This window comes from Streptococcus orisratti DSM 15617 (assembly GCF_000380105.1).
Classification (GTDB): Bacteria; Bacillota; Bacilli; order Lactobacillales; family Streptococcaceae; genus Streptococcus; species Streptococcus orisratti.
Genome location: NZ_KB904493.1, coordinates 14315 through 27440, shown reverse-complemented (window position 1 = coordinate 27440; position 13126 = coordinate 14315). Strand labels below are relative to the sequence as shown.

Below are 13126 nucleotides of genomic sequence, written 5' to 3'. Positions count from 1 at the left end.
ATACTCTTCGAAAATCAAAATTATCCGTTGTCAACTTGCCTTGATGAACTCAAGTTCTATCGTCGGCTTCGTTTCCTAGGCTACTTTTGATTTTCATTGAGTATTAGTTTATCTTTTATTACTTCGACGTAGGGGGAAACTCCGTTTCCTTATTCCCAACTTCAAACAATCCAGTGGCTTGTTTGAACTCACTTTGCCGTACTTTACGAAAGTGACTTGCTTCGCATGTCTTATTTCCAACCTAGAACAGCCTAGAGGCTGTTCTAGCAACCTGCAAGCTCGTTGCCTTGTACTAAAAGCAAACCAAAAGACTATAATACCATATTGATGAAGGCCGACTAAAAGTAGAAGAATGACATTTTAAAAAATAGTAATCAAATGTTCACCGTAAAGCTTACGTTACTTTTATCAATTTTTGACGAATTTATCACCTAGTTCTCAAAAATTTGGTATAATAACATATAGTGTAGTGATACCAGACTGTCATTATGAGCTAGTATAGTTGTTTAGTTTGCTTTTATTATCTCTCTTTGCTGTATTCAGTACTAAAAGTAAACTGAATAATCACCCTATCAGCTGTTTTGTTCAAGTCTGTTATTTCGCGATAAATTACAAAATGAATGAAAATAGGAAAAGACATGAGTAAGATAAAAATTGTAACAGATTCCTCATTGACAATTGAACCTGAATTGGTTGAAAAGTATAACATCACTGTTGTTCCTTTAACAGTAATGATTGATGGGATTCTTTATTCGGATAATGATTTGAAAGAGGAAGGCAAATTCCTCAACATGATGCGCAACAGCAAGGGGTTGCCCAAAACGAGTCAACCTCCTGTAGGTGTGTTTGCTGAGGTTTATGAAAATTTGGTAAAAGAAGGTGCCGAACATATTGTGTCTATTCACATCACGCATACTTTATCTGGAACAGTAGAAGCTGCGCGACAAGGCGCTGTGATTGCGGGTGCTCCAGTGACGATTGTTGACTCTACTTTTACAGATCAATGTCAGAAATTTCAAGTCGTTCAGGCTGCAAAATTGGCTCAAGATGGAGGAAGTCTGGAAGAAGTTTTGGCACGCATTGAAGAAGTTCGTGAAAAATCTGAATTGTTTATTGGTGTTTCTACCCTTGAAAATTTGGTTAAAGGTGGACGTATCGGTCGTGTTACAGGACTATTGAGTACACTTCTTAATATTCGTGTCGTTATGGAGTTGAAAGATCATGTTCTAAATCCTGTGATGAAAGGACGTGGAGCGAAAACTTTCAACAAGTGGCTAGATACTTTTATCGAACATGCTAAGGGCAAGAAAGTGGCTGAAATCGGTATTTCTTACTGTGGTACGATTGATATGGCTAATAGTTTTAAGGAAAAATTGGCTGTGCTAGGTGCACCGATTGCTGTTCTTGAAACAGGCTCAATCATTCAAACTCATACTGGTGAAGATGCTTTTGCGGTAATGGTTCGTTATGAGTAAAAAGAGTATTTTATCAGGGCTTGTCTTTTTTGTAACAAGCCTTTTGCTGTCAGTTTTACTATTAAATGTCATTATTCCAAAATCAGATTCTAAATTAACTAAAAAAGATTTCCTAGCTAATAAGGCAACTAAATTAAATTATGTGGCTATCGGCGATTCATTAACAGAAGGTGTCGGTGATACAACAGGGCAGGGTGGTTTTGTCCCCTTACTTATTCAAAGTTTAATTGAAAGCTATAATTATGATGTAAGTTACAGTAATTATGGCGTCTCCGGCAATACAAGTAATCAAATTCTCAAACGAATGAAAACCCAAGAGGATATTCAGAAAGATCTGAAAAAGGCGGATTTGATGACCTTAACTGTCGGCGGAAATGATGTTATGGCTGTTATTCGAAAGCATTTGACAACGTTAAAGGTTTCAACATTTACCAAACCCGCAACTCAATATCAGGGGCGCCTGCGACAGATTATTACTTTAGCTCGTAAGGAGAATCCCGATTTGCCTATTTACGTTTTAGGAATTTACAACCCTTTTTATCTTAATTTTCCAGAGATGACAGAAATGCAGGAGATTATTGACAACTGGAATAACTCAACTCAAGCAGTCACTAAAGAATATAACAATGTGTATTTTGTTCCTATAAATGATCTGCTTTATAAGGGGATTGATGGTGAAGAAGGGGTTGTCCAAACTTCTGGAGAACAAACGACAGTACTGAACGATGCCCTGTTTTCGGGAGATCACTTTCACCCTAATAACATTGGATATCAGATTATGGCAAATGCAGTGATGGAGGAAATCAGTGAAACAAAGGATAATTGGGAAAAAAATTAATATTTGGAAATGGCTATGTTTGTTGATTTTGGCAATCAATCTAGCATTTGTCGGTGTTGTGGCGAGTCGAATCATTCAGATTCGAGAACCTGAGGCGGAAAATATTGCTACTAAGACAAAAGGGGGAATTAAGATTGGGACCTTTAGCACAACCAAAGAGCAATTAAATAAGACCGTGGTTTCCTATCTAGAAGATTACCAAAAGAAAGGAATGACTTATAAATTATATGCGACTTCAAGTCAGATTCTTTTTGAAGGAACCTACACCCTACTTGGTTACGAAGTCCCACTCTATGTTTATTTTCAACCTAGCCGTCTGGAAAATGGTGCAGTACAATTAAAGGTAACGTCTTTTTCTGTTGGTACCCTCCCTTTACCAGAAGATCAAGTCCTTAAGTATATTAAATCTAGTTATGATTTGCCGAAATTTGTCAAAATTCAACCTAACCAGTCAACTATTACTATAAATGTTCAAAATTTAGATAATGAAGCAGGGATTTATCTGAAAGCACAAACGATAAATCTTGTCAACGATGACATTAGTTTTGATATCTATAAGAAAAGCGAATAAAAAGTCATTAAATACTTGACCTACAGCGACTTTTTCGATATGATAATACATGTTAAAGCATAATGCTTAAAAAAAATTGGAGGATTTGTTAAATGGCTAACAAACAAGATTTGATTGCAAAAGTTGCAGAAGCAACTGAATTGACTAAGAAAGACTCAGCAGCAGCTGTTGATGCTGTATTTGCAGCAATTGAAGGTTTCCTTGCTGAAGGCGATAAAGTACAATTGATCGGTTTTGGTAACTTTGAAGTTCGTGAACGTGCTGCTCGTAAAGGTCGTAACCCACAAACTGGTGCTGAAATCGAAATTGCGGCATCTAAAGTTCCAGCATTTAAAGCTGGTAAAGCTCTTAAAGACGCTGTAAAATAATTAACAGTGAGGCCTATCAGTCGACGTTTATGTTGACTGGTAGGTCTATTTTTTTGGATAAATTGTAAAATATTTTCTATTTAAGGGAGGAGACTGCCTTGCCCTTATTCTTTTAAAAAGCTATAATAATATGGAGATTAAGAAGGTGAGGAATTATTCATTATGCTAAAAATAATCATTATTATCTTAGCGATTTTTTCACTAATCAAAATTATAGCTATTATTTTTGTGAGTCGTAAGTTAGCACCTCAGGAAATGACGGCTGCTGAGAAAAAAGCATTCGATGAAGGAGCAGAAAAATCTTTTTTGGATGACGAAGATGATAACGACTTTTAATAAAATTTATCAATAAAACAAAAATACTTTTGATGAAGATACCCTTTATCAGCGCAATGCTGCTGGTTAAGGATAACTTGTCAAAAGCGTTTTTATTTTTAGTAAGGGATAGCAACTTTTAGTTTATATAGTGTAATTTTCCACGGAAATCTTCTAAGCTTTGGTAGCCTTTTTCGATCATAATGGCTTTTAGCTCATTGGTAATGCGTTCAAAAATAGAAGGACCTTCTTGGTGAAGAGCAGTGCCGATTTGCACCATGCTAGCACCGCAAAGAATATGTTCAAATGCATCTCGGCCTGATTTGACACCGCCCGTACCAATGATTTGAATAGACGGATTGAGACGTTGGTAAAATGCATGAACATTAGCCAGAGCTGTAGGTTTGACGTAATCACCACCGATACCACCAAAACCATTTTTAGGTTTGATAACAACAGTTTCATCCTCAATGACTAATCCATTGCCGATGGAGTTAATGCAGTTGACAAAAACGAGAGGGTATTTATTGAAAACAGCGGCTGCTTGATCAAAATGCACAATATCAAAATAAGGCGGCAATTTAACACCAAGAGGCTTAGTGAAATAGCTAAAAACTTCCGATAGAATACTTTCCGTTGTTTCAAAATCGTAAGCAATTTGAGGTTTACCTGGAACATTTGGGCAAGAGAGGTTGAGCTCGACCAATCCTTGATATTCAGAAGCTTGTACAGCTTTAAGTATGATGTGTGTTTCTTCAGGAGAAAGTCCAACTAAGGAAAGAAAATGATTTTTACTTTGAGGTTGGTCCTGCAATTCAATCACATAGTCCAAATAATACTGAAAACCAAGGTTTGGCAGCCCCATAGAATTAATTGATCCAAGTGCTGTGTCAGAATATCGTGGTTCGGGGTTTCCTTGGCGTTCTTCTAAGGTTCCAGTTTTGGTCACAAAGGAACCGGCAGCAGAGGCCTCAATTTCATCAAGTTCCTGACGAGTCATGCAGTAAACTCCGGCAGCGTTCATGAGGCAATTGTCAAAAGCAAAATTTCCGATAGTTGTTGCAGTAGATGGCATAATATTCCCCTATTTTTAATAATTTACTCTATTTTACTATTAAAAAAAGCCGAAAGCAAGTATTTCCCCGAACAATGACATTGTCCGACTAATATAATCCGTTAAATGATATAAAAGTTGTAAATTATTTTATATTGATGTATAATACAAACGAAGAACAGTTGAACAAGTGTTCAATCGTTTGAGCATATTGCTTTACGGGAGAATAGCAAATGGAGAACAAGAGATTATTAGAAGTGGATTTATTAAATGCTGTTTCAAATTTTTTTAAGGCTCTGGGAAATGACACCAGAAGTCAAATTTTGTGGTGTTTGAGTCAAGGAGAACTTCGATCGAGCGAACTTGCTGAGGTTTTAGAAATGACCCCATCGGCAATTTCCCATCAACTTACCTTGCTAAAGCATCTTAATATCGTTTCATCTCGTCGTGAAGGAAAAAGTCAGGTTTATTCATTAGTAGATGAGCATATCAATCGTATTTTGACCTCAGTGGTTGAACATTATCAGGAGGATTAGACATGGTAAATAAGGATAAAAAACGACTTATTCGTATTATTTCGGCAACCTTGATTCTACTTTTGGTTTATGTTTTTAGTAAGATAGCTGATTTATCATTGACTTTGCAAGCCCTGCTCTATTTACTACCATATTTATTAGTTGGTCATGATGTACTGGTTAAAGCGGTTAAGAAAATGAGTAAAGGCAAGGTTTTTAGTGAACATTTTCTCATGTCTTTGGCTACACTTGGTGCTTTTGCATTGAGTTTTATGACAGGTAAGCCAGAGTTTGCAGAGGCTGTTTTTGTCATGATTTTCTATCAAGTCGGTGAACTTTTTGAGCATATTGCAGAAGGGAGCAGTGAAAAATCTATTTCAGAGCTGCTAAGTTTACGACCTGATACTGTTCAGTTGGAAAGTGATGGAGGTCTAGTTACTGTATCGCCACAAGAACTTCAAAAAGATCAGATTATTCTAATTAAATCTGGTGAAAAGATAGCTGTAGACGGCATCATTGTTGAAGGAAAATCGCAAATTGACACAGCAGCTTTGACAGGAGAAAGCTTGCCACGTACGGTTGGGGTAGGTGACGAGGTGCTATCGGGCACTGTCAATATGACTGGGCTTATTCGAGTCAAAGTAATGCGAACTTTAGAGGAATCAACCTTATCCAAAATTCTAGATTTAATGGAGAACTCTGCGGCGAATAAGTCTACAAATGAAGCGTTAGTGACTCGTTTTGCATCAGTTTATACGCCCACTGTGGTGATTTTAGCAGTACTCATTGCCTTTTTGCCGCCAATTTTTTCAAATAACTTTATCAGCACTTTTCCAGATTGGCTAGGCAGAGGACTAACATTTCTTGTCATTTCATGTCCCTGTGCACTTGTCATTTCAATTCCGATGAGTTTCTTTGGTGGTCTCGGAGCTAGTTCAAAAGCAGGTGTTTTGGTTAAGGGATCTCATTATTTAGAAAATCTAGCAAAGCTTGACACGCTTGTTTTTGACAAAACAGGAACATTGACGGAGGGTGTTTTTACAGTTACCGCCCTGCACCCTGAGAAAATTAAGGAAGAAAGACTCTTACACTTAGCTAGTCACGTAGAACGTTTTTCTAGCCATCCGATTGCCCAATCGTTGCGAGCTGCTTATCAAAAAGAAGAGGACGATTGCTTGATTTCCGAGGTTGTTGAAACTGCAGGTCAAGGGATTAGCGCGAGAGTGAACAAGCAGACGGTTGCTGTCGGAAACACAAAATACATGGATGATCTCGGTGTAAAATGGAAAGAGTGTCATCAAATTGGAACGATTGTTCATGTGGCCATTGATGGTGTCTATGCAGGACATATTGTTATTTCTGATCGTATCAAGCCTGATACAAAAAAAGCGCTAGGAGAGTTACGCAAGTTAGGAATAAGACAATTGGTTATGCTAACGGGAGATCATGAAACAGTTGCCAAAGTTGTAGCTGACGAATTGGAATTAACTGACTACAAGGCGAACTTATTGCCGGTTGATAAAGTTTCAGAGTTAGAACAACGCCTTGAACAAAGAAAAGCAATGAAAACAGTGGGCTTTGTAGGCGATGGGATCAATGATGCTCCTGTCTTGGCCAGAGCTGACGTTGGTATTGCCATGGGTGGACTTGGTAGTGATGCTGCGATAGAGGCAGCAGACGTTGTTGTTATGAATGATCAATTAAGCAAAATAGCACAAGCAATTATGATAGCCAGAAAAACCATCAGAATTGCTCATGAAAATGCAATCTTTTCAATTATTGTGAAAATTTTAGTTTTACTTTTAGCAGCAGGAGGAGTGGCTAATATGTGGATGGCTATTTTTGCAGATGTCGGGGTGACCGTTCTAGTTGTGATTAATGCATTGAGAACTTTGAAATTCAATCGTGAGAGTTAAAAAATCTCTGATCAAAGTTGAGTGTCTTGGATTTTCGCTGAAAGTTAGCAGCACAGCAGTTTTGAAAATTTCCTCAAGAGCTGGGTTGACAAGCATGTCTGAATGTCCTATAATCATTGTTGTTAAAATAATAATCATTCCCCACCTTCCCCGAAGGGTGGATAAGGATAATGAGACTATTTCGTAGGGATATCTCTTTTGGGATAAAGAAATAGTCTTGTTATCCTTTTATTTTTAAGGTGGAAAGAAATATGATGTGGTTTTATTTAATTTTGGCAGGATTACTGGAAGTTGTGTGGGCGACAACCATGAAATTAAGTGATGGTTTTAGTAGAGTCGGCTATAATATCATAACAGTATTTGGCATGATATTGAGCTTTTACCTTCTTTCTAGAGCTTTGAAAGATTTACCTATGAGTTTAGCCTATCCTATTTGGACTGGGATTGGAGCCATTGGTACTGTAATTGTTGGAGTTGTTTTTTGGGGAGATCGCTTATCACCTCTATCTTACCTATTTTTGGTTCTGTTATTAATTGGAATTATTGGTTTAAAATTGACAAGTAGCCATTGAGCCATTGAGCCTTTTGGAGAAAATTATGGATTTGACTAGATTTTTTCCTATTTTTTTTGTAAAATGGAAAGAGTAAATGGCGTAAAGCCTAAATAAAAAGGAGACACAACTAATGGTAAAATTGGTTTTCGCTCGCCACGGTGAGTCAGAATGGAACAAAGCTAACCTTTTCACTGGTTGGGCTGACGTGGATCTTTCAGAAAAAGGAACACAACAAGCTATTGATGCTGGTAAATTGATTAAAGAAGCAGGTATTGAATTTGACCTTGCCTTTACATCAGTTTTGAAACGTGCGATTAAAACAACTAACCTTGCTCTTGAAGCAGCTGACCAACTTTGGGTGCCAGTTGAAAAATCATGGCGCTTGAACGAACGTCACTATGGAGGTTTGACAGGTAAAAATAAAGCTGAGGCGGCAGAACAATTTGGTGATGAACAAGTTCACATTTGGCGTCGTTCATACGATGTATTGCCACCAGCTATGGCAAAAGACGATGAATATTCAGCACATACTGATCGTCGCTATGCTCACCTTGACCAATCAGTTATCCCTGATGCTGAAAACTTGAAGGTCACTTTGGAACGTGCTCTTCCATTCTGGGAAGACAAAATTGGTCCAGCACTTGTTGATGGTAAAAACGTTTTTGTTGGAGCACACGGTAACTCAATCCGTGCTCTTGTTAAACATATCAAAGGTCTCTCAGATGATGAAATTATGGACGTTGAAATTCCAAACTTCCCACCATTGGTATTTGAATTTGATGAACATTTGAACGTTACTGCTGAATACTATCTTGGCAAATAAGTTTAGTTAAAACCAAATCTTCGGATTTGGTTTTTAGTTTCACTTAGATTGAGTCTATGATTTTTAAAATCAAAGTCACCTTGTTGATTTTGATGCAAATAGCAAAATTCAATATAACAATACAAAAAGTCAGCAAGGTCCGATTTTGATTTTTTAAGAGTACTATTTGAAAAAATAGTTGTGAAGGTATAACATGTAGAATTCACAATTTAAGTTTTGGTCATTTATCACATCAAATTCATGAAGGCAGTTTTGTTTTCAGAAGACATACTTTCGGAGGTGAGGTCTGCTTTTCGTTAGAAAATGTGACATAATATCCTTGAAAATGAAGAACCATCTTTTTCGTATTGTAAACTATGTAAAAATATTTTGAAAAAAGGCGTGTAGTTAGAAAATGATTATATACATTTTTTCTGTATATGGCGTGATTATTCATTATCAGTCAATGATAAATTATTTATTTTATGGTATGATGGATATACATATGAATGCGCGGAGGTATTAAGAGTGAAAGCGAATGAGCGTCGTCAAAAAATTTTGGATAGTCTAAGTCAGGTTACTGATCCAATTTCTGCCAGCCGCTTGGCTAAAGACTTAGGGGTGAGTCGTCAAGTTATTGTTGGGGATGTCGCTTTGCTTCGTGCTAATGGAAGTGATATTATCTCTACACCGCGAGGTTATGTTCTAACGCAGTCTCTTTATTCTAGTCAATTTATTGGAAAGATAGCCTGTAAGCATGATTTATCAACAACACAGCAGGAGTTAGATACTATCATCTCAAAAGGGGGGATTGTTGTAGATGTTGAGGTTGAACATCCAGTCTATGGTATGTTGACAGCTCCTTTGAATATCAAGACGGAAGAGGATATTGTCAATTTCATGGGTAAAATTGAAACTTTACATGCTAGTCTTCTTTCTACCCTTACACAAGGGATTCATGTTCACACCATTTCTTGTCAAAACAAGGAAATATTTGATGACATCAAGATGAGTTTATCACAAGAGGGTTTTTTGTTAGAAGAAAGATAGCATGGTGTCTTGACACATGACAAAAATTATTTTATAATGGTTTTCAAACATTGATGAGATGAAAAATCTCTGATTCAAGGAGTTTGAAAATGAAAAATAACCATACTAAACAATTAGCTTTTACTGCAATTTTAGTTGCTTTTGGGATTTTAATTCCTATGATTATGCCGGTTAAAATCATTATTGGCCCAGCTTCATTCACGTTAGCAAGTCATGTCCCTTTGTTTTTAGCTATCTTTATTTCACCAACTGTAGCTGCTTTGGTCGCTCTAGGAACGAGTTTGGGATTTTTGCTAGCAGGTTTCCCTATTGTTATTGTTTTAAGAGCGCTGTCACATTTAATTTTTGCCTTAGTAGCTGCTTATTGGCTAAAGAAATATCCAGAGCAAATTTTAAAAACTTTACCAACCTTTATGTTTGCTTTGATTGTCAATCTTTTGCATGGTCTTGCTGAGTTTGTAGTTGTTTATGTTCTGACGGTGACTTCAAATAGTGGTATAGCTTACATTTGGTCTTTAGTTGGGCTCATCGGTTTTGGTTCGATGGTTCACGGAATTGTTGATTTTTATATTGCTTATTATCTTTGGAAAATTCTTTCTCAAAAAGTTGGGATTGACTTTTCAGTCAGTTCAAATTAGAGCTGGACAGAGGTCTATTTTTAGACCTCTTTTTGAGTGAATTTTTCAAGATATTCAAGTATGGTAAATCTTTAATGCCTAATATAGTCAATTAGTTTATCTTTTATTACTTCAACGTAAGAGGAAACTCCGTTTCCTTATTTCCAACTTCAAACACTCCACTGGAGTATTTGAACTCGCCTTGCCGTACTTTACGAAAGTGACTTGCTTTGCATGTCTTATTTCCAACCTAGAACAGCCTAGAGGCTGTTCTAGCAACCTGCAGCTCGTTGCCTAGTACTAAAAGACTATATTAAACAAAATAGCATAGAAATTAAGTGGTGGATATAATGTTTCTGCGAGACGAATATTCGTATGTAGAATTTGAAAAAAAGCCTATTTTAGTTTATAATGGGAATGCTATAGTAGCAGAAAGGATGTGAGGTCAAAAATGACTACATATAGGTTTCCTTCGGTGGCAGATAGTGAGCCCATTATTGAGACACCAAAAGCAATGAAAATTTATGAGAATGAAGATCTCATCACAAATATTCAGGGCCTCTATCAGGAAAAAGATTATAGCGATGTAACGTACGATTATGAATTTGTTAACCAACGGGTCCCTAGAGGAAAAGAATCTTTTGAACGTGAAAAAACAATCAATGAAGGGAAGTCTTACGCAGAGTTGGCTCGTGAAAAAGCTAGACGTGATGTGCAAGAAAAGCGACAAACTTATCTAGTCAAGGACATAAAAAAGCCATCGAAGCCGACTTTCCAGAAAGACTTACAGTCTAGCTTACCTAAGAAAAAACAGCTACCTGTGACTAATCTGAGCTGTTTGGCAGACAAGCTGCGGCAAGAAGATTATATTTTAGCGGAATTACCAATAGTTTATCAGGAGCCTGTAAATGCTTCAAGAAAATCAAGCAAAAAAAATAACTATGATTTTTTAAAACGCAGTCAAATTTACAACAAAAAAGAAAATCAGTCTCACAAAGAAGCACTTTTTGCTCAAGAGTTGAATTTGTCACGCTTTGAGGATGTCAAGTGATAGTTATTGTCGCTATCTTTGCAACCTATATTTAAGGAGAAAACATGTCTAAAACTTATCATTTTATCGGAATTAAAGGGTCAGGGATGAGTGCCCTCGCTCTTATGCTTCATCAAATGGGTCATAAAGTACAGGGCTCTGATGTACCAAAGTACTATTTTACTCAACGCGGTCTGGAACAAGCGGGGATTCCTATACTCCCGTTCTCAGAAGACAATATTACGGCTGATGTCGAATTGATTGCTGGAAATGCCTTTCGCGAAGATAATAACGTTGAAATTGCTTATGCCATTCAAAATGGTTTTAAATTTAAACGATATCATGAATTTCTTGGTGAATTTATGAATCAATTTACCAGTCTTGGCGTTGCTGGAGCTCATGGTAAAACATCAACCACTGGCCTTTTATCTCATGTCTTGAAAAATATCACTGAAACGTCATATTTGATTGGTGATGGTACTGGACGAGGTTTGGCAAATAGTCAATACTTTGTTTTTGAGTCGGATGAGTACGAGCGTCATTTTATGCCTTATCATCCAGAATACTCAATTATCACTAATATTGACTTTGACCACCCAGATTATTTCACTAGTGTTAATGATGTTTTCGATGCCTTCAATGACTATGCTAAACAAGTCAAAAAAGGTCTCTTCCTTTATGGCGAAGATACTTTTCTCCGTAAAATAACGGCCAATGCCCCGATTTATTATTATGGTTTTAATGAAGATGATGATTTCATGGCTTATGATATCACTCGAACAATCAATGGCTCGGACTTCAAGGTTAAACACAAAAATAAGGAGTTAGGAAGTTTCCATGTGCCAACTTACGGTCGTCATAACGTTTTAAACGCGACAGCAGTTGTTGCAAATTTGTATATTGCAGGGGTCGATATGACGCTAGTGGCTGAACACTTAAAAACATTCTCGGGAGTTAAGCGCCGTTTTACAGAAAAAATCATCAACGGAACTGTCATTATTGATGACTTTGCACATCATCCGACAGAAATTATTGCGACTTTGGATGCTGCCCGTCAAAAATATCCATCAAAAGAAATTGTTGCCATTTTTCAACCGCATACCTTTACACGTACCATTGCCCTTTTGGATGAATTTGCTGATGCTTTAAATCAAGCTGATGCCGTTTATCTGGCTCAAATTTATGGTTCCGCACGTGAGGTAGATCATGGGGATGTCAAAGTTGAAGATTTGGCTGCAAAAATTGTTAAACCAGCTAAAGTTGTGACAGTTGAAAATGTATCTCCTCTCCTTGACCATGATAATGCTGTCTATGTCTTCATGGGTGCAGGAGACATTCAACTTTATGAACGTTCCTTTGAGGAATTATTGTCAAATTTAACAAAGAATACCCAATAATATGCAAGGGGCTGATGAAGGCTCCTTCTTTGCGCATTTTGAGAGGAAATTTATGATTATCAGACACGCAAATATGGAAGACTTGGAAGATGTGGTACGTATAGAACAGGCAAATTTTTCACCAGCTGAAGCAGCTACTCCTGAGGCAATGGCAGAACGGTTGAAGGTCATTAGCGATACATTTTTAATTGCAGAAATCAACGGAAAAGTCGCAGGATACATCGAAGGACCAGTTGTGACACATCGCTACTTGACAGATGAGCTTTTTCATCACGTGGTCCCTAATGTAGCAGAAGGTGGCTTCATAGCTGTTACGAGTCTATCCGTTTCTGAGAATTTTAAAGGTCAAGGAATTGGGACATCTTTATTAGCAGCCTTAAAAGATCTAGCTGTTTCTCAAAATCGTTTAGGGATTAACCTGACTTGCCATGACTATTTGATTGGTTACTATGAAATGAATGGATTTGTTGATGAAGGTGAGTCATTGTCAACACATGGTGGTACTAAATGGTATAATATGGTTTGGGAAAATCCATTGAAAAAATAGTAAAACGCTTTCTGTTTGTTACGAAATGATAACAAAATATTGATTTTGTTGATTTTATGCTATTTTTAGGTTATAAT

15 protein-coding genes are annotated in these 13126 nt (G+C 37.0%); 14 read left to right on the top strand and 1 reads right to left on the bottom strand.

Translation table 11 applies throughout. The features are described from left to right. Positions 1-638 precede the first annotated feature (638 nt). From A3I7_RS0109210 to A3I7_RS14180, 5 genes are all read left to right on the top strand, one after another. Positions 639-1475 (top strand): DegV family protein, encoded by an 837-nt coding sequence (locus A3I7_RS0109210; RefSeq protein WP_018376499.1) that lies wholly within the window; start codon positions 639-641, stop codon positions 1473-1475. Beyond that, complete coding sequence (locus A3I7_RS0109205; protein WP_018376498.1) at positions 1468-2313, top strand: SGNH/GDSL hydrolase family protein; 846 nt, start codon at positions 1468-1470, stop codon at positions 2311-2313. The genes A3I7_RS0109210 and A3I7_RS0109205 overlap by 8 nt, the downstream gene beginning before the upstream one ends. Further along, entirely contained in the window at positions 2282-2884 is a 603-nt protein-coding gene (locus tag A3I7_RS0109200) for a YpmS family protein (RefSeq protein ID WP_018376497.1), read from the top strand. The genes A3I7_RS0109205 and A3I7_RS0109200 overlap by 32 nt, the downstream gene beginning before the upstream one ends. Positions 2885-2976: 92 nt before the next feature. Further along, positions 2977-3252, top strand: coding sequence for an HU family DNA-binding protein (locus A3I7_RS0109195; RefSeq protein ID WP_018376496.1), 276 nt, complete (start codon positions 2977-2979; stop codon positions 3250-3252). A 162-nt stretch (positions 3253-3414) separates the two neighbouring features. Beyond that, on the top strand, positions 3415-3588 hold the full coding sequence (locus tag A3I7_RS14180) for a hypothetical protein (protein WP_018376495.1): 174 nt from the start codon (positions 3415-3417) through the stop codon (positions 3586-3588). Between the two features lie 118 nt (positions 3589-3706). On the opposite strand, the gene A3I7_RS0109185 is transcribed toward A3I7_RS14180, so the two are convergent. Further along, positions 3707-4642 carry a dihydroorotate oxidase gene (locus A3I7_RS0109185; protein WP_018376494.1) on the bottom strand — a complete coding sequence of 312 codons (936 nt, stop codon included), beginning with the start codon at positions 4640-4642 and terminating at the stop codon, positions 3707-3709. A 212-nt stretch (positions 4643-4854) separates the two neighbouring features. On the opposite strand from A3I7_RS0109185, the gene A3I7_RS0109180 reads away from it, so the two are divergent. From A3I7_RS0109180 to A3I7_RS0109140, 9 genes are all read left to right on the top strand, one after another. Further along, positions 4855-5157, top strand: a complete 303-nt coding sequence (locus A3I7_RS0109180) for an ArsR/SmtB family transcription factor (protein WP_018376493.1) — start codon at positions 4855-4857, stop codon at positions 5155-5157. Between the two features lie 2 nt (positions 5158-5159). Further along, positions 5160-7052, top strand: a complete 1893-nt coding sequence (locus A3I7_RS0109175; protein WP_018376492.1) for a heavy metal translocating P-type ATPase — start codon at positions 5160-5162, stop codon at positions 7050-7052. A gap of 251 nt (positions 7053-7303) precedes the next feature. After that, positions 7304-7624, top strand: a complete 321-nt coding sequence (locus A3I7_RS0109170; protein ID WP_018376491.1) for a DMT family transporter — start codon at positions 7304-7306, stop codon at positions 7622-7624. A gap of 112 nt (positions 7625-7736) precedes the next feature. Then, a complete protein-coding gene (locus A3I7_RS0109165; RefSeq protein ID WP_018376490.1) occupies positions 7737-8429 on the top strand; it encodes a phosphoglycerate mutase in 693 nt (230 codons plus the stop codon). A 507-nt stretch (positions 8430-8936) separates the two neighbouring features. Next, on the top strand, positions 8937-9458 hold the full coding sequence (locus A3I7_RS0109160; RefSeq protein ID WP_018376489.1) for a transcription repressor NadR: 522 nt from the start codon (positions 8937-8939) through the stop codon (positions 9456-9458). Positions 9459-9547: 89 nt separating this feature from the next. Then, positions 9548-10096 (top strand): ECF transporter S component family protein, encoded by a 549-nt coding sequence (locus tag A3I7_RS0109155; RefSeq protein WP_018376488.1) that lies wholly within the window; start codon positions 9548-9550, stop codon positions 10094-10096. A gap of 430 nt (positions 10097-10526) precedes the next feature. Beyond that, positions 10527-11126 carry a divisome accessory protein ZapJ gene (gene zapJ / locus A3I7_RS0109150; protein ID WP_018376487.1) on the top strand — a complete coding sequence of 200 codons (600 nt, stop codon included), beginning with the start codon at positions 10527-10529 and terminating at the stop codon, positions 11124-11126. Positions 11127-11170: 44 nt separating this feature from the next. Continuing rightward, the gene (murC, locus tag A3I7_RS0109145; RefSeq protein WP_018376486.1) at positions 11171-12502 is read left to right on the top strand and encodes a UDP-N-acetylmuramate--L-alanine ligase; all 1332 of its coding nucleotides are present in this window, start codon (positions 11171-11173) and stop codon (positions 12500-12502) included. Between the two features lie 52 nt (positions 12503-12554). Continuing rightward, a complete protein-coding gene (locus A3I7_RS0109140; protein WP_026217213.1) occupies positions 12555-13049 on the top strand; it encodes a GNAT family N-acetyltransferase in 495 nt (164 codons plus the stop codon). Positions 13050-13126 lie beyond the last annotated feature (77 nt).